Source organism: Streptomyces sp. 2A115 (genome assembly GCF_052245575.1).
In the GTDB taxonomy this organism is placed as follows: domain Bacteria; phylum Actinomycetota; class Actinomycetes; order Streptomycetales; family Streptomycetaceae; genus Streptomyces.
Genome location: NZ_JBQQCG010000014.1, coordinates 43,548 through 66,823, shown reverse-complemented (window position 1 = coordinate 66,823; position 23,276 = coordinate 43,548). Strand labels below are relative to the sequence as shown.

Genomic DNA, 23,276 nt, shown 5'->3' with positions numbered 1-23,276 from the left:
GGCTTCAGTACTCTTGCGCTTATGAGCACTCTTGAGCCTGAGACCCAGCCCCAGCGAGGTACTGGGACGGGGACCCTCGTAGAGCCTGCGCCCCAGACGTCGCACGGCGACGGTGACCACGAGCGCTTCGCCCACTATGTCCAGAAGGACAAGATCATGGCGAGCGCGCTGGACGGCACGCCGGTCGTCGCGCTCTGCGGCAAGGTGTGGGTTCCGGGTCGCGACCCGAAGAAGTATCCCGTGTGTCCCATGTGCAAGGAGATCTACGAGTCCATGGGCGCCGGTGGCGACCAGGGCAAGGACGGCGGCGACAAGTAACCCGCCCCGCGCCGGCGTCCTCCGGCCGGTACGCCGCGTGGACCTGGCACGGCGTGAATCTTGCACGGCCGCGGCGCCCCGGTGCGGGGTGCCGCGGTCTTGTCGTACCCGGGGCTTGCTTCGCGGCGCATATTTCGTGGGGCATATACGGGGTGCCGAGGGCCTCGTGGCGCGGATAGGGGTCGCCGGGCGCGAGTCATGAGCGGGCCGCCGGTAACGGCTGACGCGCCCGACGCACGTTATGGCGCGTCCCGGGGCCTTTGTTGCTGTGTGCCGTTGCGCAGGGTGCTCTCGCCGGTCACAGAGTGGTTGAGACCTCTTGTGGGCATGTTCATGTACTCCATAGTCTCCGAGCGTTGTGCAGCGTAAAACCACCATTGCATATGCTGCAACACTCCCCGGAGGACGCTCATGAAGCTCTCTGCACGAATGGCCGCCCCGATCGCCGCACTTGTCGTCGCCGGGCTCACGGCGACCGCCTGCGCCCCTGAGTCCTCCGACAACTCCGGGGGCGCGGACGAGAAGAGCGGCACCCTGCGGGTGTGGCTCTTCCAGGAGGTCGCCAACTCCCCGAAGGAGAAGGTGGTCGCCGGTGTTGTCGACGCCTTCGAGAAGGCCCACGAGGGCACCGAGGTCGACGTCCAGTACATACCCGTCGAGACGCGCGCCGAGAAGATCAAGGCCGCCTTCAACGACCCCAAGAGCGCGCCCGACCTCATCGAGTTCGGGAACACCGACACGGCCGGTTACGTGAAGGACGGCGGACTCGCCGACATCTCCAAAGAGTTCACGGACTGGAACGAGTCCAAGGACAGCGACCCGACCGCCAAGCAGTCCGTCACGGTCGACGGCAAGATCTACGGCGCCCCCTACTTCGTCGGTGTCCGCGCCCTCTACTACCGCACCGACGTCTTCAAGGAGCTGGGCCTCGAAGTCCCCAAGACCCAGGCTGAGTTGATCACCACCGCCAAGGCGATCCGGCAGGCGAAGCCGGAACTGTACGGGCTTGCGGTCGGCGGCGCGTACACGTTCGGCGCGATGCCCTTCGTCTGGTCCAACGGCGGCGAGATCGCCAAGGGCAAGGGCGGCTCGTACGCCGCGACGATCGACAGCGCGGCGGCCCAGAAGGGCATCAAGGCGTACACCTCGCTCTTCGGTGACGACAACTGCCCGGCCGCCAAGTGCGCGGGCATGGGCGGCAACGACACGATCACCGCCTTCGCGGCCGGCAAGGCGGGCATGGCGATCGGCGGTGACTTCAGCCACGCGGCGGTCGAGGCGGGGAAGGTCAAGGGCAAGTACTCCGTCGTGCCGCTGCCTGGGCTCAAGGAGGGCGAGATCGCTCCCGCCTTCGCGGGCGGCAACAACATCGGCGTACTGGACAGCACCACACACCGCACTCTCGCGGTCGACCTCATGAAGGAGCTTGCCTCGAAGAAGACGCAGGGCGAACTCTTCGACGCGATGGGCTTCCTGCCGACGTACACGGACGTGCGCCAGGACGTCGCGAAACGGGAGGCGTACGTCGAGCCCTTCGTGAAGACCCTCGGCGCCGGCACCAAGTTCGTCCCCACCTCGCCGGCCTGGTCCCAGATCGACGCGTCCCTCGTCCTGCCGACGATGTTCCAGGAGATCGTCAGTGGACGTAAGGACGTGGCGGCAGCCTCGAAGGACGCGGCGAAGAAGATGAACGCCGCGTTCAGCTCCGCGGGGTGAGCCGGGTGACGAACGGCGCGGCTCCGGGGGGCGCCGCCCCGCCGCCGCGCCGCGGTGCTGTCGCCGCGGGCCGCTCCGGGGAACCGGCGCGGCCCGCCGGCCGCGGTGAGAACGCACCTGACGCGCCTGGTGAGTTGGTGTCACCCGCCGGTGCGGAGACAGAGCCGGCCGAGCTTGGAGAGGCGGCCGCGGTTCGGCTTGGGGAGGTCGGAGTGACTGCGTCCAGGGCAGAGGCGTCGGTCGCGGCACGTCGGGCGGCGGGCTCCGAGCCGGTGAAGGGCCCGTCGCCCGGAGCCGGCCGCCGGGCGCCCCGGAGACGGGGCGGCGGGGCGGTGGTCCGTAAGTCGCCGCTCGCGCGTGGTGGTTGGACGCCCTGGCTCTACCTCGCGCCCGCCCTCGTCGTGGTCGGTGGACTGCTCGTCTATCCGGTCTACCAGCTCGGGCTGATCTCGTTCCTGGAGTACACGCAGGCACAGGTCAGTGGTGGGCAGCCGACGAGCTTTCAGGGGTTCGGGAACTACGCGACGCTCTTCGGGGACGAGCAGTTCTGGCAGGTGCTCCTCGCCACGGTGGTGTTCGCCGCGGCGTGTGTCGGGGCGACGCTCGCGGTGGGCTGCGCACTCGCCGTGCTTCTGACACGTGTCCGTGCCGTGCCGCGACTCGCCCTGATGCTGGCCGCGCTCGGCGCGTGGGCGACACCCGCGGTCACCGGCTCGACGGTGTGGCTGCTCCTGTTCGACCCCGACTTCGGGCCCGTCAACCGCGTGCTCGGGCTGGGCGACCACTCGTGGACGTACGGCCGATACAGCGCTTTCGCCCTCGTACTGCTCGAAGTCGTCTGGTGCTCCTTCCCGTTCGTGATGGTGACCGTGTACGCGGGAATTCGCGCCGTACCCGGCGAGGTGCTGGAGGCGGCCGCCCTGGACGGCGCCTCGCAGTGGCGGATCTGGCGCTCGGTGCTCGCGCCGATGCTCCGCCCGATCCTCGTGGTCGTCACCATCCAGTCGGTCATCTGGGACTTCAAGGTCTTCACGCAGATCTACGTCATGACGAACGGTGGCGGCATCGCCGGACAGAACCTCGTGCTCAACGTGTACGCGTACCAGAAGGCGTTCGCCTCCTCGCAGTACGGCCTCGGCTCGGCGATCGGAGTGGTGATGCTGCTGATTCTGCTCGCCGTCACCCTCGTATATCTGCGCCTGCTGCGGAGGCAGGGGGAGGAGCTGTGAGTTCCATGAGTTCCGCGAGTTCGTCGGCGGGTTCGGCGAGTTCAGCCGGGTCCGTACGTCCGGCGAAGCCCGTAAGTCCCGTAAGTCCCGCAAATTCCGGGAACTCAACGGGCTTTGTACGGGATTTCGTACGCCGTTCCGTGCGGCGGCCGTGGCGGCTGGCCGCCGAGGCCTCGGCGCTGCTGATCGCGGTCATTGTCGCATTCCCCCTCTACTGGATGGCGTTGAGCGCCTTCAAGCCCGCCGGAGAGATCGAGTCGACCGAGCCGCGGCCCTGGACGCTGTCACCCTCCCTGGATTCCTTCCGGCGTGTCTTCGGGCAGCAGGAATTCGGCCGTTACTTCCTCAACAGCCTTGTCGTGGCGCTCACCGTGGTCGCCGTCTCGGCGATCATCGCCTTTCTCGCGGCGACCGCCGTGACGCGATTCCGCTTCCGCTTCCGCACCACCCTGTTGATCATGTTCCTGATCGCGCAGATGGTGCCCATCGAGGCCCTGACGATCCCTCTGTTCTTCCAGATGCGGGACCTCGGGCAGCTCAACACGCTGGGCGCGCTGATCCTGCCGCACATCGCCTTCTCGCTGCCCTTCGCGATCTGGATGCTGCGGGGCTTCGTGAAGGCCGTCCCCGAGGCGCTGGAGGAGGCCGCGTACATCGACGGGGCCAGCCGGTCGCGGTTCCTGTGGCAGATCCTTTTCCCACTGGTCTTTCCGGGACTCGTCGCCACCAGCGTGTTCTCGTTCATCTCCGCCTGGAACGACTTCCTGTTCGCCAAGTCCTTCATCATCAGCGACACCTCGCAGTCCACCCTGCCGATGGCCCTCCTTGTCTTCTACAAGCCCGACGACCCGGACTGGGGCGGTGTGATGGCCGCTTCCACCGTGATGACGATTCCGGTACTGATCTTCTTCGTACTCGTACAGCGACGGCTGGTCTCCGGACTGGGCGGAGCGGTGAAGGACTGACGGCATGACGGATACGGATATGACTCCGGCGCCTCCCGCACTGATCCCGGCGCCCGCCGCACTCGAAGTGCCCATGGCCCTCGAAGGGTCAACGCGGCGCGGCGTCACCCTCGACACGGACACCTCCCTGTGGGCGGCACCCGGCACGGCCGGCACGGAGCGCTGGCTGCGCTCCACGCTCGGTGCGGCGCTGGGGCTGCCGTTGCCCCCCGGAGGAGAGGACGGCGCCAACTCCGTACGGCTGCGCCTCGACGACACTTTGGAGGCCGAGGCGTACAGACTCGGCGTCGTGGCCGACCGGGGCATCGAGATCAGCGGCGGCAGCGCGGCCGGCGTGTTCTGGGGTGCCCAGACGCTGCGTCAGCTCATCGGCCCCGAAGCCTTCCGACGCGCTCCCGTCCGGCCCGGCGCCACGTACGCGATCCCTCACCAGATCATCGAGGACGCCCCGCGCTTCCGCTGGCGCGGTCTCATGCTCGACGTCGCGCGGCACTTCATGCCCAAGGACGGCGTCCTGCGCTATCTCGACCTGATGGCCGCGCACAAGCTGAACGTCTTCCACTTCCACCTCACCGACGACCAGGGCTGGCGTATCGAGATCAAGCGCTACCCGAAGCTGACCGAGACCGGTTCATGGCGGGCGCGCACGAAATTCGGCCATCGCGCCTCGCCCCTCTGGGAGGAGAAGCCGCACGGGGGCTTCTACACCCAGGACGACATCCGCGAGATCGTCGCGTACGCCGCCGAGCGGCATATCTCCGTCGTCCCGGAAATCGACATCCCGGGCCACTCGCAGGCCGCCATCGCCTCGTATCCGGAACTCGGCAACACCGACGTCCTGGCCACGTCCGTCGAAGCGTCCATGGAAGGCGCCACCTCCCTCTCCGTCTGGGACACCTGGGGCGTCTCCAAAAACGTACTCGCCCCCACTGACAACACCCTGAGGTTCTACGAGGGGGTCTTCGAGGAAGTCCTCGACCTGTTCCCCGCGGACGCCACCGGGTCCTCGGCGTTTTCGGCGTTCATTCACATCGGCGGCGACGAGTGCGCCAAGGAGCAGTGGAAGGCGTCGCCCACCGCCCAGGCGCGGATCGAGGAGCTGGGGCTCGCGGACGAGGACGAGCTGCAGTCGTGGTTCATCCGGCACTTCGACGACTGGCTGACCGCCCGCGGACGCCGGCTGATCGGCTGGGACGAGATCCTGGAGGGCGGCCTGGCGCCGGGCGCCGCCGTGTCCTCGTGGCGCGGTTACCAGGGCGGCATCACGGCCGCGCGGGCGGGCCACGACGTCGTCATGTGCCCCGAGCAGCAGGTGTACTTCGACCACCGTCAGCACGGCGGCCCGGACGAGCCGGTGCCCATCGGCTACGTACGCACCCTGGAGGATGTCTACCGCTTCGAACCCGTACCGCCGGAGTTGACCTCCGGTCAGGCGCGGCACGTCCTGGGTACCCAGGCCAACCTGTGGACCGAGGTGATGGAGGATCACGCGCGCGTGGACTACCAGGCGTTTCCGCGGCTCGCGGCCTTCGCCGAGGTCGCCTGGACTTCCCTGCCCGCCCCCGCGGAACGCGACTTCGCGGACTTCGAGCGGCGGATGACCGCCCACTACGGGCGACTTGACGCCCTGGGAGTCGGCTACCGGCCGCCCAGCGGGCCGTTGCCGTGGCAGCGGCGACCAGGTGTGCTCGGACGCCCGATCGAGGGGGCGCCCCCAAACGTGTGAGGTGATTCCCAGAGGGTGTCTTCCGTGCCGTTGCCCTGGGACGGTGGGCCCCGCAAGGAGAAAGGCCCTCAAGGGGCACCGAAGGGTGTCAATTAACACTGACGGGCGATGTGGTGCGAAAACGGACCATCCGCTGGTGGCGGGTATGAATGCCTCCTAGCGGACCCCCGCGTCAGGGGGCGGGGAAGATGTGCCAGAGTTGCCACGTCCGCCCTGTCAGCACGTACCGTACGGCAGCACAGGTGGGACCAGGTGGGGCAGCGGGAAGGGGCAGCCGGTTTTGACCACGCACGCACCGCAGGCGGCGCAGGCCGTGACGCTGCCCTCCTCGCTGGACGAGGCCGTGGCGGCACTCGCCGCCATGCCGGCCGCCGTTCCCGTGGCCGGCGGCACCGACCTCATGGCCTCTGTCAACTCCGGGCAACTGCGGCCCGCCGCGCTCGTCGGCCTCGGCCGGATCAGCGAGATCCGCGGCTGGCAGTACCAGGACGGCCACGCGCTCCTCGGCGCGGGCCTCACCCACGCTCGCATGGGACGTCCCGACTTCGCCGCCCTCATCCCCGCCCTCGCGGCCGCCGCGAGAGCCGCGGGACCACCGCAGATCCGCAACGCGGGCACCCTGGGGGGCAACATCGCCTCGGCCGCCCCCACGGGGGACGCGCTGCCGGTGCTCGCCGCCCTGGAGGCGACGCTCATCATCGCGGGCCCGGGCGGCGCCCGCCGTGAGATCCCCGTCTCGCACCTGCTCGCGGGCATGGAGATGCTGCGCGGCGGCGAACTCATCGGGTACGTACGCCTGCCGCTGCTGCACGCACCGCAGGTCTTCCTGAAGGCGACCGGACGGACCGGCCCGGGACGCGCCATCGCGTCCGTGGCGCTCGTCCTCGACCCCGCCCGGCGCGGAGTGCGGTGCGCCGTGGGCGCCATAGCGCCGATGCCGCTGCGGCCCCTGGACGCCGAGCAGTGGGTCGCCTCGCTGATCGACTGGGACAACGGCCGCGCGATCGTCCCCGAGGCGCTCACCGCCTTCGGGGAGTACGTCGCCGCTGCCTGCATCCCCGACCCGGCGCCCGCCGAGGACGGCTCCGTACCGCAGCTGCCACCCGCCGTACTGCACCTGCGGCGCACCGTCGCCGCACTGGCCCGACGAGCACTGGGGAGGGCACTGAAGTGACCGACGACCAGCACGGAGAGGGCACCCCTCAGGCGGGCAGCCGCTGGGACCCGCTGCCCCAGGGTGACTACGACGACGGCGCCACCGCCTTCGTCAAGCTCCCCGAAGGGGGCATCGACGCCCTCCTCGCCAACTCTCCGCTCGCCGCACCTGGCCACGGCTACGTGCCGCCGCCCATAACGGCCGCACCCACCACGAACGAGGGGACCGACCCGGTCGCCACCGGCTCGTGGGCCGTGCCGCCCGAGGTCGCCGACGGCGGGCAGCCGCCGCCGGTGCAGTGGCCCGACCCGAACGCGCTGCCCGAAGACCCCAGGCAGCCCGCCCCGCCTGCCCAGCCCGCTCACGACGCCTTCATGTACAACCCGGGGGCCACCGGCCAGTGGGCCTTCGAGGAGCCCTCCCAGGGCGGCCAGGCCGCTCCCGGGCACGACGTGACCGGACAGTGGTCCATTCCCGTCGCCGACGGTGAGCTGCCCGACGAGTCCGGCGAGTTCACCACGTCGGCGCTGGTCGAGCAGTGGGGCGGGGGGACGCCTCCGGCCACCCTGCCGGGCGGTGCGGCCGCGCCCTGGGCCTCCGAGCCGTGGGCGCAACAGTCGGCTCCCGACCAGCCGCCGCTCCCCGACGAGGCCGCGCTCCACGCCGAGCACGCAGCCGCCGAGATCATCGCCGTCTCCGGAGAGCACGCCGACGAAATCGCCGTCTCCGTAGAGCGCGAATCCGCAGAGCACGCGTCCATGGAGTACGAAGAACCGGTGGAGGCGCCGGCCGGTCACGGCACCCCGGTCCCGGAACCCGTGGACGAACCGGTCGCCGAGCCCGAAACGGTCTCTCCGGAGGAGGTCCCTCTGGACGACCGCTCTCCGGAGGAGCCCGCCGAGGCCCACGACGACACCGGCGAGGAGCCCGCGCCCGACGACTCCCCGGTCACACCCCCGCACAACGACCACCCCATGGCCGCGTACGTCCTGCGGGTGAACGGCGTGGAACGGCCCGTGTCCGACGCCTGGATCGGCGAATCCCTGCTCTACGTACTGCGCGAGCGGCTCGGACTCGCGGGCGCCAAGGACGGCTGCTCGCAGGGCGAGTGCGGAGCCTGCAACGTGCAGGTGGACGGGCGGCTCGTGGCGTCCTGCCTGGTGCCCGCCGCGACCGCGGCCGGGAGCGAGGTGCGCACCGTCGAGGGGCTCGCCGCCGACGGGCAGTCCTCGGACGTCCAGCGGGCGCTCGCCAAGTGCGGCGCCGTCCAGTGCGGATTCTGCGTTCCGGGCATGGCGATGACCGTGCACGACCTCCTCGAGGGCAACCCGGCGCCGACCGAACTGGAGACCCGGCAGGCCCTGTGCGGCAACCTGTGCCGCTGCTCCGGCTACCGCGGCGTCCTGGACGCCGTCCGTGAGGTCGTCTCCGAACGCGAGGCCCACGCCTCCGCGGAGTCCGCCGGGGACGCCGACGAGCCCCGTATCCCGCATCAGGCGGGCCCCGGAGCGGGCGGCGTCAACCCGTCCGCCTTCGACCCACCCCAGCGGCATGAGCAGCCGTACGGCCAGGACGGAGGCCAGGCGTGAGCAACGAGACCGCCACCGCCACCACAGCGACCACCGCGGACGACACGCCCGCTTCCGAGCCGTTGCGCGGCCTCGGCGTGTCCCTGCTGCCCGCGGAGGCCCGCGCCAAGACCGAGGGCACCTTCCCGTACGCGGCTGACCTGTGGGCCGAGGGCCTCCTGTGGGCGGCCGTCCTCAGGTCACCGCATCCGCACGCGCGCATCGTGTCCATCGACACCACCCACGCGCGCGAGATGCCCGGCGTACGGGCCGTCATCACCCACGAGGACGTGCCGGGCGCCGCGCTGCACGGCCGCGGCAAGGCCGAGCGGCCCGTGTTCGCCTCCGAGGTCGTACGCCACCACGGGGAGCCTCTCGCGGCCGTCGCCGCCGACCATCCGGACACGGCGCGCATGGCGGCGGCCGCCGTCATCGTCGAGTACGAAGTACTCGACCCGGTGACCGACCCGGAGCAGGCCTTCGAGGCAGAGCCCCTGCACCCTGACGGCAACCTGATCCGCCACATCCCGCTGCGTCACGGCGACCCGGACGCGACAGGCGAGATCGTCGTCGAGGGCCTCTACCGCATCGGCCGCCAGGACCCGGCCCCGATCGGCGCGGAGGCCGGCCTCGCCGTGCCGCGGCCCGACGGCGGAGTCGAGCTCTACATGGCGTCCACCGACCCGCACGCCGACCGCGACACGGTCGCCGCCTGCTACGGCCTGGAACCGGAGCGAGTGAAGGTCGTGGTCACCGGTGTGCCCGGCGCCACCGCCGACCGTGAGGACCACGGCTTTCAGCTCCCTCTCGGCCTGCTCGCCATGAAGACCGGATGTCCGGTCAAACTCACCGCAACGCGCGAAGAGTCCTTCCTGGGCCACACGCACCGGCACCCGACGCTGCTGCGCTACCGGCACCACGCGGACTCCGACGGCAAGCTGGTGAAGGTCGAGGCGCAGATCCTGCTCGACGCCGGCGCGTACGCCGACACGTCGTCGGACGCCCTGGCGGCGGCCGTCTCCTTCGCCTGCGGCCCGTACGTCGTCCCCAACGCCTTCATCGAGGGCTGGGCCGTCCGCACCAACAACCCGCCCTCCGGGCACGTACGCGGCGAAGGCGCCATGCAGGTGTGCGCCGCCTACGAGGCCCAGATGGACAAGCTGGCGAAGAAGCTGGGCCTCGACCCGGCCGAGCTGCGCCTGCGCAATGTCATGGCTACGGGGGACGTACTTCCCACCGGCCAGACCGTGACGTGTCCCGCTCCGGTGGCGGAACTGCTGCAGGCCGTACAGGACTTTCCGCTGCCCGCCCTCCCCAAGGACACCCCCGAGGACGAGTGGCTGCTGCCCGGCGGCCCCGAGGGCGCCGGCGAACCAGGGGCCGTACGGCGTGGCGTCGGCTACGCCCTCGGCATGGTCCACATGCTCGGCGCCGAGGGCGCGGACGAGGTCTCGACGGCCACCGTGAAGGTCCACGACGGTGTCGCCACGGTGCTCTGCGCGGCCGTGGAGACCGGGCAGGGTTTCACCACGCTCGCCCGGCAGATCGTTCAGGAGACGCTCGGCATCGAAGAGGTGCACGTCGCCTCCGTGGACACCGATCAGCCCCCGGCGGGACCCGGCTGCCGCGGCCGCCACACCTGGGTGTCCGGCGGCGCGGTCGAACGGGCCGCCAAGATGGTCCGTACGCAGCTGCTGCAGCCCCTCGCCCACAAGTTCGGGATGTCCACCGAGCTCCTCCAGATCACCGACGGCAAGATCACCTCGTACGACGGCGTGCTGTCGACCACCGTCATGGAGGCGATGGACGGCAAGGAGCTGTGGGCCACCGCGCAGTGCCGCCCGCATCCCACCGAGCCGCTGGACGATGCCGGGCAGGGCGACGCCTTCGTGGGCCTCGCCTTCTGCGCGATCCGCGCGGTCGTGGACGTCGACATCGAGCTGGGTTCGGTGCGCGTCGTGGAACTGGCGCTCGCCCAGGACGTGGGGCGTGTACTGAATCCCGCGCAGCTCACCGCCCGTATCGAGGCCGGAGTCACGCAGGGCGTCGGCGTCGCGCTCACGGAGAACCTGCGCACCGCGCGCGGGCTGGTACGCCACCCCGACCTCACCGGATACGCGTTGCCGACCTCCCTGGACGCGCCCGACATCCGCATCGTCAAGCTCGTCGAGGAGCGTGACGTGGTCGCGCCCTTCGGGGCGAAGGCGGTCAGCGCGGTGCCGGTGGTCACCTCTCCGGCCGCGGTCGCGTCCGCGGTGCGGGCGGCTACCGGGCGGCCGGTGAACCGGCTGCCGATACGGCCTCAGGCGGCCGTGGTGACGGCGACGCAGTGACCGCCACGCAGTGACCGCCATGCAGTGACGGCCATGTAGTGAAGGGGCCGCGGGATCGCGGGCCGAGGTCGTCGCGGTGCGTGAGGCGGGGCGGGCGAGCAGCGGGTACAGGGCGAGGGCATGGACGGTTGACGTGCCGGACCGGGGCCTGCGGGAGGAGACTCCGCGGGTCGGGTTGTTGCTGGACACGTCCGAGCTGAGGGTGGCGCAGACGGTGGATGCGGTTCTCGCCGGGCGGGATTCGGCGCGGGGCGGCTGAAGGGACGTAGCCGACTGCCGCGCCGGTTCCGTCAGGGGCGCGGGGAACTGCGCGCCAAGCCCCCACCGGCCCGTGGGAAATGGCACCCACCCTCTTGGGCCTGTGTGTGGGGTTGTGATCTGGGCTCGTGGGGCGTGGCACGCACGCTCGCCGCGTTGCCGAAATGCCCAAGTAGCTCCGCTACGAGGGCCTTCCGGCGCCTTGCGAGCGCACGCACCACGCCCCGCTCCCTGATCCAGATCACAACCCCACACAGACCCTGGCCGCGTCGCCCTGCGAGACCGACGAGCGGTCCTGGCGTTGGCCGGCGGCTGACGTTCGGGCCCGGGGCCCGAAGCCTTGTGGGGCTTGGGATTTCGGGCGTTGTCAGTGGGGCGGCGTAGGGTTTGTCAGCAGTGGGGGACGGCTGCGGGGCGGTGGCTGTTCCTTGTCGGGGGAAGCAGTATGCGATCACAGCACGGGGGAATCATGAGCACAGTTGGGAGCGGCGCGGCGGTGGTCACGTCGGTCGATGGCGAGCTGGGTCCGTATGCCAGGCATACGGGTACGTGGCCTTGGTGGGCGGGGCCCGGGCAGTCGGTGGTGGGCGGCGCGGCGGAGGCGTCAGCGCGGTTGCTCGCGCTCGTTCAGGGAGGCGGGGGCGAGGGCGGGGGTGTTCGGGGCGACGTGCCGGTGTACTGGCGGATGGCCGCGATGGTCCAGCAGCTTGCGCGGGTTGGGGGGTCGAGTGGGGGTCTTCTCCTCGACCTTCCTGGGCGGGTGCTCGATGAGGCGTTCGGTGCGGGCCGGGTCATGCGCTTCGAGGACGTCGACTTTCCGGCCGTGCTCACGCATGAGCCGACCCGCCGCTTCCTCCGGGAAACGGGGCTTCCGGAAGACGGCTTCATGTTCCAGTTGGCGACGGACGTGCCTTTGCCGACGCTCGCCGAGCACTACGCGGCGGAGCGGGGCGAGGAAATCCCCGAACTCCCGGATGGGGCAGACCGATTGATCCGCCTTGGCCCCTTCGCCGAGGACACGGACCTTCTCGTGGACGGCTCGACCGGTGTGATCCACACGTGGTCCGCCCCGGATGCGACCCTGCGGCCGCTCGACGCCGACATATCCATGCTGGGATTCACGCTCTGGCTGCTGCACCGCGAGGGGGCGCGGCGCCAACGAGGGTCGGCTGCCCCCGTGCCAAGAGGCCGCTGACACCGCGGAATTGAGGCTGTGGCGGGAATCGAACCCGCGTAACTCGCTTTGCAGGCGAGTCCCTGAACCACTCGGGCACACAGCCGGGTCGGGGGATTTCGCTTCGGTTGTTCCGAACTCGATGGGTCGACCGTAGGCCGCGGTGGTGAGAGGGCTCAAGGGATGGGCGGGGGCTGCAATGGGACTGCCACACCGCGTTCATGAAGGGACCGTTCATGAACGCGGTGTGGGAGGGCGGGTGGAGCGTGGGCGTACGACCAAGGTCCCGGTCGGGCACCGTCTCTGGACAGGGGCCAGTGTCAGTTGTGCCCCTTACGCTGGCGACCATGACCACCCTGGAACCGCGCGACACCGGCGTCGCTGAAAACCCGACCGCACCGGCCGAGGCCGTCGGCCGTGACGGCGTGCTCAGCCGTTCCCATCGGGCGCTGAGTATCGGCATCGTCTCCGTCGTGCTGCTGATCGCCTTCGAGGCGACGGCGGTGGGGACGGCCATGCCGGTGGCGGCGCGGGAGCTCGACGGGATCTCGTTGTACGCGTTCGCGTTCTCGGGGTACTTCACGACGAGCCTGTTCGGGATGGTGCTGGCCGGGCAGTGGTCGGACCGGCGAGGGCCGCTGGGGTCGTTGACGGCGGGGATCGGGGCGTTCGCGGCGGGGCTGCTGCTGTCGGGGACGGCCGGGGTGATGTGGCTGTTCATCCTCGGACGGGCGGTGCAGGGGCTGGGCGGCGGGATGGTGATCGTCGCGTTGTACGTGGTGGTGGGGCGGGCCTATCCGGAGCGGTTGCGGGCGTCGATCATGGCGGCGTTCGCGGCGAGCTGGGTGATCCCGTCCGTGGTCGGGCCGCTCGCCTCCGGTGCGGTGACCGAACACCTCGGCTGGCGCTGGGTGTTCCTCGGGATACCAGTGCTGGTCGTCTTTCCGCTGGCGCTCGCGCTGCCGCAGATACGGCGACGGGCGTCCGGGCCGACGGAGGGGGCCGTCGCCGCGCCCTTCGACCGGCGCCGCATCCGGCTGGCGCTGGGGATCTCGGCGGGCGCGGGGCTGCTGCAGTACGCCGCGCAGGCTGTATCCGGTGAAGGCGTGCGGTGGCTGTCCCTCGTTCCGGCCGTGGCGGGAGCGGCGCTGCTGGTCCCGGCGGCGCTCGGGCTGCTGCCGCGCGGGACGTACCGGGCGGCGCGCGGGCTGCCGGCCGTGGTGCTGCTGCGCGGGGTGGCGGCCGGGTCCTTCATCGCGGCGGAGTCCTTCGTGCCGCTGATGCTGGTCACCGAGCGGGAGCTGTCGCCGACGCTGGCGGGGTTATCGCTGGCGGCGGGCGGGGGCACGTGGGCCCTGGGGTCGTTCGTGCAGTCCAGGGCCCGGGTGGAGCCGTACCGGGATCGACTGATGCTGCTGGGCATGGTGATGGTCGCGGCCGCGATCGCCGCCGCGCCGAGTGTGCTGATCGATGCGGTGCCGGTGTGGACGCTGGCGGTGGCGTGGGCGTTCGGGTGCTTGGGGATGGGGCTGGTGATCTCCTCCACCAGCGTTCTGCTGCTGCACCTCTCCGCTCCCGAGGAGGCCGGTTCCAACTCCGCCGCGCTCCAGATATCCGACGGCCTCTCCAACGTCCTGCTCCTGGCGGCGGGCGGTGCGGCGTTCGCGGCGCTGGGCGGTGGCACGGTGACGCACGCGGCCACGGAGGCCTCCGGCGGTCATCCGGCTGCCTTCGTCGCGGTGTTCCTGCCGATGGCGGGGGTGGCGTTGGTGGGGGCATGGGTTACTACGCGGGTGCGGGCCGAGTGAGGCGAAGTGGTACCACGATGGCCCCATTTCCGGTACCGTTGCGGTATGGCTATGAATCTTCGTCTGCGCGACGACCAGCAGGAGGCGCTCAAGCTGCGTGCCGAGGAGGAGGGGCGCAGCATGCACGCCATAGTGCTTCAGGCGATCGACCGGTATCTGGAGCAGGAGGCGGACCGGGCGACGGTTCGTCGTCTGGGGGCCAAGTACGCGGCGGGCCACGCCGACCTGCTGCGGAGGCTGGGGGAGTAGATGAAGTACCTCACGGTCCAGGAGGTCCTGGACCTGGCGGAGCTGGCGTGCGGGGAGCAGACACAGGTTGCCGTACGGGACCTGGGTCTGCTCAGCTCGGCCGTCCACCGACCCCAGTCGCAGATGTTCGGCGTCGAGGCGTACACGGACCTCTTTGAGAAGGCCGCGGCACTGCTTCAGTCGCTTGCCGTGAACCACCCCCTGGTGGACGGCAACAAGCGAATGGCGTGGATGTGTACGGTCGTGTTCCTCGACTTCAATGGCACCGAAATGCTCGACGTCGACCAGGAGGAGGCGTACAAGCTCGTCATCGAGGTGGCGGCCGGCAGCCTCGAGGACGTGGGCATGATCGCCCGACGCTTGAGGGCCCTGCACGAAGCGATGTGACCTGGATCCCATCCAAGGGCGCCCCGGCATCGTCCGAGCGTTGACGCGTGCACGGCGCCGGTAGGGTGGCCCGGTTGTCATACGCATACGCACCCCCATCCGCATACGCAGCCGAGCCGCCCAACCACCCCACGGAGACCGTGACTACCACCGCCGCCACAGGTTCCTCTGCCTCCTCCTCGCATCACCTCTCACCCGCCTTCCCGGGCCGCGCCCCCTGGGGTACCGCCAACAAGCTGCGTGCCTGGCAGCAGGGGGCGATGGAGAGGTACCTCCAGGAGCAGCCACGCGACTTTCTCGCCGTCGCCACGCCCGGCGCCGGGAAGACGACCTTCGCGCTGACGCTCGCGTCGTGGCTGCTGCATCACCATGTCGTGCAGCAGGTGACCGTTGTCGCGCCGACCGAGCATCTGAAGAAGCAGTGGGCGGAGGCGGCCGCGCGGATAGGGATCAAGCTGGATCCCGAGTACAGCGCGGGGCCGCTCAGCAAGGAGTACCAGGGGGTCGCGGTCACGTATGCGGGTGTGGGCGTGCGGCCCATGCTCCACCGCAACCGCGTCGAGCAGCGCAAGACCCTCGTCATCCTCGATGAGATTCACCACGCCGGTGACTCGAAGTCCTGGGGCGAGGCCTGCCTCGAAGCCTTCGAGCCCGCCACCCGTCGGCTCGCGCTCACCGGTACGCCGTTCCGGTCCGACACCAACCCCATCCCCTTCGTCGCGTACGAGGAAGGGAACGACGGGATTCGGCGGTCGGCCGCCGATTACACCTACGGGTACGGGAGCGCGCTCGGGGACGGGGTCGTGCGGCCCGTCATCTTCCTCTCCTACAGCGGCAACATGCGGTGGCGTACGAAGGCGGGAGATGAAATCGCCGCCCGGCTCGGTGAGCCGATGACGAAGGACGCCATCTCGCAAGCCTGGCGTACCGCCCTCGACGCGCGCGGTGAGTGGATGCCGAGCGTGCTGCGCGCCGCCGACCAGCGGCTGACCGAGGTCCGCAAGGGTATTCCGGACGCCGGTGCCCTCGTCATCGCCTCCGACCAGGACTCGGCACGCGCGTACGCCAAGCTGATCCGCGAGATCACCGGGAACAAGGCGACGCTCGTCCTCTCCGACGACACCGGCGCGTCCAACCGGATCGACGAGTTCAGCCACAGCGACGACCGCTGGATGGTCGCCGTCCGCATGGTGTCCGAGGGGGTGGACGTGCCGCGGCTCGCCGTCGGCGTGTACGCCACCACCATCTCCACGCCTCTCTTCTTCGCGCAGGCCGTCGGGCGCTTCGTGCGGTCCCGGCGGCGCGGCGAGACCGCCTCCGTCTTCCTCCCGACCGTTCCCGACCTCCTCACCTTCGCCAACGAGATGGAGGTCGAGCGGGACCACGCCCTCGACAAGCCCAAGAAGGAGGGCGAGGAGGACCCGTACGCCGACTCCGAGAAGGAGATGGAGGAGGCGAACAAGGAGCAGGACGAGGACACCGGCGAGCAGGAGGAGTTCGCCTTCGAGGCGCTGGAGTCCGAGGCCACCTTCGACCGGGTGCTGTACGACGGCGCCGAGTTCGGCATGCAGGCGCACCCGGGGAGCGCGGAGGAGCAGGACTACCTCGGCATCCCCGGGCTCCTCGAACCCGACCAGGTCCAGCTGCTGCTCCAGAAGCGGCAGGCCCGGCAGATCGCGCACAGTCGCAAGAAGCCGGACGAGGAGGCCGATCTCCTCGAACTCCCCGCCGAGCGGCGGCCGGTGGTCTCGCACAAGGAGATGCTCGAACTGCGCAAACAGCTCAACACGATGGTCGGCGCGTACGTCCACCAGAGCGGCAAGCCCCACGGTGTGATCCACACCGAGCTGCGGCGTGTGTGCGGCGGCCCGCCCAGCGCGGAGGCGACGGCCGGGCAGTTGCGGCAGCGGATCGCCAAGGTGCAGGAGTGGGCCACGCGCATGCGGTGATGCCTGGGCATGTGGTGATGTCCTGGTATGCGTGGTGCGTGTACATGCTGGTGGTTGTGCACGTCTGGTGATGCGTGTACGTGCGGTGATGCGTGTACATGCGGTCATGCCTGTACGTCGCCGAGTACGGAGACAAGAGTGCCGGTGTCGTTGCCCCGGCAGCGGTGCTCGCGTGCGTGTGCGCTCTGTGCGGGGGCGGCGCGCGCCGAGTGGCGCGCGTCGGTCGTATCAGGGCAAATGTGGAGCAAAGCCTGGACGGGCGAACGCGGTCCGTACCTGCTAATGCCCGGATTCTGGACGGAGCCTTCCGCTGAGCGAACCGGCTCGCTACTGTCCCGCTACGCACACGCCCCGTGGCAGCGCCGCCGCGGAGCGCAGCCGGTGCACGCCCGGGATGCCCGGGACGCTTGCCGACCGGCGGCCTCTGACGCGCGTCGCCGATGGGACCGGTGACGCCCGCCGCGTAGGGGGTCGTCGACCTCACACTAAGGAGTGGGCGTCGTGACCGCGGAAACCTCCCAGACGCTCGACCGGGGACTACGTGTCCTCAAACTGCTCGCCGACACGGACCACGGGCTGACCGTCACCGAGCTGTCCAACAAACTCGGGGTGAACCGGACCGTTGTGTACCGGTTGCTCGCGACCCTGGAACAGCACGCCCTCGTACGCCGTGACCTGGGCGGCCGCGCCCGCGTCGGGCTCGGCGTGCTGCGGCTCGGGCGGCAGGTGCATCCGCTGGTGCGCGAGGCCGCGTTGCCCGCGCTGCGGTCGCTGGCCGAGGACATAGGGGCGACGGCCCATCTCACGCTGGTCGACGGTACGGAGGCGCTCGCCGTCGCCGTGGTCGAGCCGACGTGGACGGACTACCACGTGGCGTACCGCGCGGGGTTCCGGCATTCGCTGGACCGGGGCGCCGCGGGCAGGGCGATCCTCGCCGCGCGTGCCACGTCCGCTCCGGAACCCGGATACACGCTCACGCACGGTGAGTTGGAAGCGGGTGCGTGCGGGGCGGCCGCGCCGCTGATCGGGGTCACGGGGGTCGAGGGCAGCGTGGGCGTCGTGATGCTCGCGGACGCCGTGCCGGAGCGGGTGGGGCCGCGGGTGGTCGACGCGGCGAAGGAAGTGGCCGACGCGTTGCGCTGACGCTGGTCTGGGCGGGTGGCCGGGGCTGGTGGTCGCTTTGCCTGAACTGTTGCTCGGTGCCGAGAGCCTCGGTGGGGAGGGTAGTGCGTTGGCTGCGGGGGGTTTGTGGCTGGTCGCGCAGTTCCCCGCGCCCCTTTCGGGGCGGGTCGGGTGTTCCCCGCTTCGGGTGGGTGGCCAAACTCTTGCCTCCGGCTCCGGCTCCGGCTCCGGCTGAGGCGGGGGCCGACTGTACCGTGCGCCGACCGGCCCTCGGCCGAAAGTAGCCGTCACGTTAGATTGAACCTGTGTCCTCTCGCCTGCTCTCTCGTCTCACGCGCCCACAGGCCGTCGCCGTGTGCGCCCTCCCCGTCGTGGCCCTGCTCGCCACGGCGGTGTTCGCGCCGCTGCCCTTCTCGGTGGCCCAGCCAGGGATGACGGCGAACGTCCTCGGGGAGAACCAGGGCGACCCGGTCATCACGATCACCGGCGCGACCGCGCGCGAGACGCGTGGCCAGCTGCGGATGACGACCATCGTGGCGACAGGACCGGACGCGGACGTGGACCTGGGAGACGTGCTGGACAGCTGGTTCCGTACGGACCGGGCCGTGATGCCGCGCGACTCCGTCTACCCGAGCGGCGACACCGTGCGGGAGATCGAGGAGTACAACGCCGAAGAGATGAAGAAGTCCCAGGACACCGCCGTCGAAGCGGCCCTGAACCACCTCGGCAAGGACCCCGGCGACGTCAAGGTCACCCTGAAGCTCGCCGACGTCGGCGGCCCCAGCGCCGGGCTCCTCTTCTCCCTCGGCATCGTCGACAAGCTGAACGGCGACGGCAGCGGCGGCGACCTCACGGGCGGCCGCGTCATCGCGGGTACGGGGACCATCGACGCCGGCGGGAAGGTCGGCGCGGTCGGTGGCGTGGCCCTCAAGACGCAGGCCGCCCGGCGCGACGGAGCGACGGTCTTCCTGGTCCCGCGGGCGGAGTGCTCGGACGCGGAGTCGGAACTGCCGAAGGGGCTGCGCCTTATTCCGGTGACGACGCTGAAGGGTGCGGTGAGCGCGCTGGTGGCGCTGGAGAAGGGCGAGGGTTCGGTTCCGAGCTGTTAGTGCGCGACGGCCGGCCGGGGTGCTGAGGCGAGGCGCAGGCCGACCTCCACGAGGGTCCAGCCGAGGCGAATACGGAGTTCGTGACGGCGTCGGGAGGCAGTGGCGAGGCGGTTGGTGTCGGCCTGGGTGCGCAGTTCTTCGGCGCGTAAGTGGTGCAGGGCGAGGTGGGTGTCGGGGTGCATCGGCTGGGCCTCTCTGGAGTCAGTCCGTGGTGATCGGGAGAACGTGCGTGTGGATGCGTACCTGCTCGGCCTCAGGGGCGTCCTCGACGGCGGGCAGATCGCGGTAGGTCTCGATGAGGGCGTGCATCTTCTCGACGAGCTCGCGGGTGAGGTCGGGTGTGAGCCGCAGGGTCATGTTGCTCATGTCCCCGCTGCGGGCCCATTCCTCGGACCATGTGTGACGGTTGCCGATCCAGGTCGACAGCTCCTGGCTGTGCTTGGTCGCCACCTCGTGCAGGTACAGGTCGGCGGCCCCGCGCACAGCCGGATTCATATCCTCGAGCAGGGCATCGTCCATGCGCAGGCCCTGGTGGACCGCCCGCCACCACCGCTCCCGTCCCTTGCCGCGCTCCGGGGCGTCCGCGACGAAGCCGTACGTCGCGAGCTGCCGCAGGTGGTAGCTGGTGGCGCCGCTCGACTCACCCAGTTTTTCGGCGAGTTGGGATGCCGTGGCAGGTCCGCCGTAACGCAGGGAGTCCAGCAGTCGCATCCGCAGCGGGTGTGCGAGGCCGCGCAGCGAGCGGGCGTCGAGTTGGCGGATCTGGCGTTCCGTGGGTTCCGGCATGCGTACGAAGATAGCGTTGCAAAGGAATGGTTGCAACGGAATCTTTGTAAGTCGCCCGAGCCACTCAACCGCCCTTGACGAACCCCTCCGCCTCCATCCACTCCAACGCCACCGCGTGCGGTTCCTCCCCGGCCACATCGACCTTCGCGTTCAACTCCTGTGCCACGACGTTGTTCAGCCGCTTGGTGATCGGGTCGAGGACGTCCGCGATCGCCGGGTACTTCTTCAGCGCATTGCTGTTGATCTCGGGAGCCGCGTTGTAGTTGGGGAAGAACTTCCTGTCGTCCGCCATCACCGCCAGGTTCATCGACTTGATGCGCCCGTCGGTGGTGAAGACCTCCCCGTACGTACAGCTCCCCTTCGCCGCCTGTGTGTAGATGATCCCGGTGTCCATCTGCGTGATGTTCTCGGCGGCCGGCTTCATGCCGTACGCCTTCTCCATGCCCGGCCACCCGTCCGCCCGGTTGGCGAACTCGTTCTCCACGCACACCGTGACCGCGTTCGGGTCCGACTTGGAGAGCGCGGCCACGTCGGAGAGGGTCTTCGTGCCGTACTTCTTGGCGTTGGCCTGGTTCATGGCCAGCGCGTACGTGTTGTTGAGCGAGGACGGCGGCAGCCAGGTCAGCCCGTGCTTCAGGTCGGCCGCGCGCACTGCCTCCCACTGCTTCCGCGGGTCCGGGATGGGCTCGCTGTTGCCCTGGTACGTGATCCAGGCGGTCCCCGTGTACTCGTACATGGCGTCCGCGTCCCCGCCCCTGACGGCCTCGCGCGCGCCGATGGAGCCCTGGATGCCGGTGCGGTCGAGGACCTCGGCGCCGGCCGCCTCGAAGGCGATGCCCATGACGGCGCCGAGGATCAGCTGCTCGGTGAACTCCTTGGACGTCACGGTGAGGTCGGCGCCTTCGAGAGGCTTCCCCTGCCCGATCGAGCCGGGCTCCACGTCGTCCACCATGGGCGAGCCACTGGTCAGCCCACACCCGGACGAAGACGCCAGCAGCATCACCACCGCCCCGGCGGCCACCAGACCCGTACGCCGTGTCAGACCCGTACGCCGCGTCAGGCTCGTATATCGCGTCAGGTTCGTACGTCGCGTCAGACCCGAACGTCGCGTCAGGCCCATGGGCCGCTTCAGGCCCGTACGCCGCCTCATGCCCCCGCCTCCAACCCGCGCGGGCTGAGCAGCAGTTCGGCCAGTGACGCGAGCCAGTCCACGAGCAGCGCCAGCACGACCGTGAGGATCGAGCCGAGCATCAGGACGGGCATCCGCTGGTTGGTGATCCCGGTGGTGATCAGTACGCCGAGACCGCCGCCCCCGCCGAACGTGGCGAGCGTCGCCGTGCCCACGTTCAGGACGAGTGCCGTACGGACCCCCGCGAGGATCAGCGGTACGGCGAGGGGGAGTTCGACGCGGCGCAGCACTTCGAGCGGCGACATGCCGATGCCCCGGGCCGCTTCGAGGAGCGTCGGGTCGTTCGCCTTCAGTCCGGCGATCGTGTTGGACAGCACCGGCAGGACGGCGTAGGTGATGATGCCGATGAGGGCCGCCTTCCGGCCCGTGCCGAGCCAGATCACCAGCAGGGCCAGCAGGCCGATCGCCGGGGTGGCCTGGCCCATGTTGGCGATGGTCATCGCGAGCGGGGTGGCCTTGCGGAATGCCCTGCGCGTCAGCAGGATGCCCAGCGGAATCGCGATGATCAGCACGAAGAACGTGGAGATCACGGTCAGTTCGACGTGCTGCCGCAACGCCTGCCACACCTGGCCGTTCGAGAGGGCGTTCTCGGAGAGCGGGTCCAGGTCCGCCTGCTCGAACCAGATCCAGGTGGCGATCAGCACGGCCACGAGCAGGACGGGCAGGAGGGTGAGCTTCTGCCAACTCACCGTGGGGGTCGTGGGTGCAGTGGGTGCAGTGGGTGCCGTGGGTTCGACGGGCGCCGGAGTTCCGGCCTCGGTCGACGCGGAGCCGCGCCCGGTCCCGGGGGCGGTATCGGGAGCCGTCTCGGGACCGATCTTGGGAGCGGTCTCCGGACTGGTCACGCCTTCGCCTCCCCGCTGTCCACGCCCTCCTGCTCGTGATGGGTCTGCTCGGTGCGCGCCTCCTCCAGCTCGTGCCGGTGCTCCATCGCGTCGAGCCGGTCGGCCTCCAGCAGCTCGTGCACGGAGTTCATCAGCGTCTCCATGTCCACGACGCCCGTGTACTCCCCGCGCCGACCGGTCACCGCGACCCGCCCCGCGTTGTCGGTGAGCACGGCCTCGAGGGCGTCCCGCACGGTGGCGTCCCTGGTCACGGTGGCGTGCACCAGCGTGCCCGCCCGGGCCAGCGAACCCTTGGCCCGCATCAGGTCTCCGCGCCGCAGCCACTTGTAGGGCCGCCCGCGCTTGTCGAGCAGCAGGATTTCGCTCGTACCGCTCGTACCGCTCGTACCGCTCGTACCGCTGGTACCACTCATGCCGCTTGTACCGCTCGATCTGAGCTTGTCGCAGATGTCCTGGAGCGGATCGTCCACGTTCGCCGTCGGGCAGCCGGTGATCCCCACATCCCGTACGCGCGTCAGGTTCAGCCGCTTCAGCGCGGCCCCCGCGCCCACGAAACCGGACACGAAGGCGTCGGCCGGGTTGGTGAGGATCGCCTCGGGGGTGTCGAACTGCGCGATGTGCGACCGCTCTCGAAGGACCGCGATCCGATCACCCAGCTTGATCGCCTCGTCGAAGTCGTGCGTGACGAACACGATGGTCTTGTGCAGCTCGTGCTGGAGCCGGATCAACTCGTCCTGGAGATGGTCACGGGTGATCGGGTCCACCGCGCCGAACGGCTCGTCCATCAGCAACACGGGCGGATCGGCGGCCAACGCCCGTGCCACACCCACCCGTTGCTGCTGACCACCGGAGAGCTGGCGCGGATAGCGCCCGTGGAACTCGCCCGGCTCAAGACCCACCAGGTCCAGCATCTCCTCGACCCGCGACGCGATCCGCGCCTTGGGCCAGCCGACCATCTTCGGTACGAGGGCGATGTTCTGAGCGACCGTCATGTGCGGGAAGAGCCCCGAGGCCTGGATCGCGTACCCGATCTTGCGGCGCAGCCTCACCGGATCCATGTCGGTGACGTCCTCGCCGCCGATCCTGATGCGGCCGCCGGTCGGCTCGATCAGCCGATTGATCATCTTGAGGGTCGTGGACTTCCCGCATCCGGAGGGCCCCACGAAGACGATGAGCTCACCCGCGCTGATCTCCATGTTGACGCTGTCCACCGCGGGGGCGCCGCTCCCCGGATAGCGCTTGGTCAGCTTCTCCAGCTCGATGGTGGCGCCGGTGGGGGTGCTGGTGCTGGTGGTGGGGCCGATGGTGACGCGGGCGGTGGCGCGGGCGGCGGCCCTTGCGATGGCCGGAGCACCGGCCGTACCAGCCGTACCGGCGGTACGAGTGGTA

At 70.1% G+C, this 23,276-nt stretch carries 21 protein-coding genes and 1 tRNA gene; 16 read left to right on the top strand and 6 right to left on the bottom strand.

The genetic code is table 11. The annotated features are described in order from the left end of the window. Positions 1–21: 21 nt before the first annotated feature. From ACTWQR_RS14960 to ACTWQR_RS14915, 10 genes are all read left to right on the top strand, one after another. Entirely contained in the window at positions 22–318 is a 297-nt protein-coding gene (locus tag ACTWQR_RS14960) for a DUF3039 domain-containing protein (RefSeq protein WP_443227520.1), read from the top strand. A 411-nt stretch (positions 319–729) separates the two neighbouring features. Then, entirely contained in the window at positions 730–2,034 is a 1,305-nt protein-coding gene (locus tag ACTWQR_RS14955; RefSeq protein WP_443227519.1) for an extracellular solute-binding protein, read from the top strand. 332 nt (positions 2,035–2,366) lie between these two features. Further along, positions 2,367–3,263, top strand: a complete 897-nt coding sequence (locus ACTWQR_RS14950) for a carbohydrate ABC transporter permease (protein WP_443227600.1) — start codon at positions 2,367–2,369, stop codon at positions 3,261–3,263. A 140-nt stretch (positions 3,264–3,403) separates the two neighbouring features. Further along, positions 3,404–4,228: a carbohydrate ABC transporter permease gene (locus ACTWQR_RS14945; protein WP_443227518.1), complete on the top strand. Its 825-nt coding sequence runs from the start codon at positions 3,404–3,406 to the stop codon at positions 4,226–4,228. A 19-nt stretch (positions 4,229–4,247) separates the two neighbouring features. After that, a complete protein-coding gene (locus tag ACTWQR_RS14940; protein ID WP_443227599.1) occupies positions 4,248–5,954 on the top strand; it encodes a beta-N-acetylhexosaminidase in 1,707 nt (568 codons plus the stop codon). Positions 5,955–6,234: 280 nt separating this feature from the next. Continuing rightward, a complete protein-coding gene (locus ACTWQR_RS14935) occupies positions 6,235–7,128 on the top strand; it encodes an FAD binding domain-containing protein (RefSeq protein WP_443227517.1) in 894 nt (297 codons plus the stop codon). Further along, on the top strand, positions 7,125–8,699 hold the full coding sequence (locus ACTWQR_RS14930; protein WP_443227516.1) for a 2Fe-2S iron-sulfur cluster-binding protein: 1,575 nt from the start codon (positions 7,125–7,127) through the stop codon (positions 8,697–8,699). The genes ACTWQR_RS14935 and ACTWQR_RS14930 overlap by 4 nt, the downstream gene beginning before the upstream one ends. Then, on the top strand, positions 8,696–11,011 hold the full coding sequence (locus ACTWQR_RS14925) for a xanthine dehydrogenase family protein molybdopterin-binding subunit (protein WP_443227515.1): 2,316 nt from the start codon (positions 8,696–8,698) through the stop codon (positions 11,009–11,011). Before ACTWQR_RS14930 ends, ACTWQR_RS14925 begins: the two co-directional genes overlap by 4 nt. Positions 11,012–11,144: 133 nt before the next feature. Beyond that, the gene (locus tag ACTWQR_RS14920) at positions 11,145–11,270 is read left to right on the top strand and encodes a hypothetical protein (RefSeq protein ID WP_443227514.1); all 126 of its coding nucleotides are present in this window, start codon (positions 11,145–11,147) and stop codon (positions 11,268–11,270) included. 468 nt (positions 11,271–11,738) lie between these two features. After that, positions 11,739–12,464, top strand: coding sequence for an SUKH-4 family immunity protein (locus ACTWQR_RS14915; protein ID WP_443227513.1), 726 nt, complete (start codon positions 11,739–11,741; stop codon positions 12,462–12,464). Positions 12,465–12,477: 13 nt separating this feature from the next. On the opposite strand, the gene ACTWQR_RS14910 is transcribed toward ACTWQR_RS14915, so the two are convergent. Beyond that, positions 12,478–12,549: transfer RNA gene (locus ACTWQR_RS14910), tRNA-Cys, on the bottom strand. Positions 12,550–12,790: 241 nt separating this feature from the next. Between ACTWQR_RS14910 and ACTWQR_RS14905 the strand changes: the two genes are divergently transcribed. From ACTWQR_RS14905 to ACTWQR_RS14880, 6 genes are all read left to right on the top strand, one after another. Further along, the gene (locus ACTWQR_RS14905; protein WP_443227512.1) at positions 12,791–14,251 is read left to right on the top strand and encodes an MFS transporter; all 1,461 of its coding nucleotides are present in this window, start codon (positions 12,791–12,793) and stop codon (positions 14,249–14,251) included. Positions 14,252–14,302: 51 nt separating this feature from the next. Continuing rightward, on the top strand, positions 14,303–14,500 hold the full coding sequence (locus ACTWQR_RS14900; protein WP_013003224.1) for an Arc family DNA-binding protein: 198 nt from the start codon (positions 14,303–14,305) through the stop codon (positions 14,498–14,500). Further along, positions 14,501–14,887, top strand: a complete 387-nt coding sequence (locus tag ACTWQR_RS14895) for a type II toxin-antitoxin system death-on-curing family toxin (RefSeq protein WP_443227511.1) — start codon at positions 14,501–14,503, stop codon at positions 14,885–14,887. Between the two features lie 140 nt (positions 14,888–15,027). Continuing rightward, positions 15,028–16,836, top strand: coding sequence for a DEAD/DEAH box helicase (locus ACTWQR_RS14890; RefSeq protein WP_443227510.1), 1,809 nt, complete (start codon positions 15,028–15,030; stop codon positions 16,834–16,836). Positions 16,837–17,337: 501 nt separating this feature from the next. Next, positions 17,338–17,979 carry an IclR family transcriptional regulator gene (locus tag ACTWQR_RS14885; RefSeq protein ID WP_443227509.1) on the top strand — a complete coding sequence of 214 codons (642 nt, stop codon included), beginning with the start codon at positions 17,338–17,340 and terminating at the stop codon, positions 17,977–17,979. 296 nt (positions 17,980–18,275) lie between these two features. After that, positions 18,276–19,067, top strand: a complete 792-nt coding sequence (locus ACTWQR_RS14880) for a S16 family serine protease (RefSeq protein ID WP_443227598.1) — start codon at positions 18,276–18,278, stop codon at positions 19,065–19,067. Here the strand turns inward: ACTWQR_RS14880 and ACTWQR_RS14875 are convergent. The 5 genes from ACTWQR_RS14875 to ACTWQR_RS14855 form a co-directional block, all read right to left on the bottom strand. After that, complete coding sequence (locus ACTWQR_RS14875; protein WP_443227508.1) at positions 19,064–19,249, bottom strand: hypothetical protein; 186 nt, start codon at positions 19,247–19,249, stop codon at positions 19,064–19,066. The genes ACTWQR_RS14880 and ACTWQR_RS14875 overlap by 4 nt on opposite strands. Before the next feature lie 19 nt (positions 19,250–19,268). Then, positions 19,269–19,853 (bottom strand): helix-turn-helix domain-containing protein, encoded by a 585-nt coding sequence (locus ACTWQR_RS14870; protein WP_443227507.1) that lies wholly within the window; start codon positions 19,851–19,853, stop codon positions 19,269–19,271. A gap of 64 nt (positions 19,854–19,917) precedes the next feature. Next, on the bottom strand, positions 19,918–20,853 hold the full coding sequence (locus ACTWQR_RS14865) for a glycine betaine ABC transporter substrate-binding protein (RefSeq protein WP_443227597.1): 936 nt from the start codon (positions 20,851–20,853) through the stop codon (positions 19,918–19,920). 146 nt (positions 20,854–20,999) lie between these two features. Next, positions 21,000–21,860 carry an ABC transporter permease gene (locus tag ACTWQR_RS14860; RefSeq protein WP_443227596.1) on the bottom strand — a complete coding sequence of 287 codons (861 nt, stop codon included), beginning with the start codon at positions 21,858–21,860 and terminating at the stop codon, positions 21,000–21,002. A 23-nt stretch (positions 21,861–21,883) separates the two neighbouring features. Further along, on the bottom strand, positions 21,884–23,191 hold the full coding sequence (locus ACTWQR_RS14855) for an ATP-binding cassette domain-containing protein (protein WP_443227595.1): 1,308 nt from the start codon (positions 23,189–23,191) through the stop codon (positions 21,884–21,886). Positions 23,192–23,276: the final 85 nt, after the last annotated feature.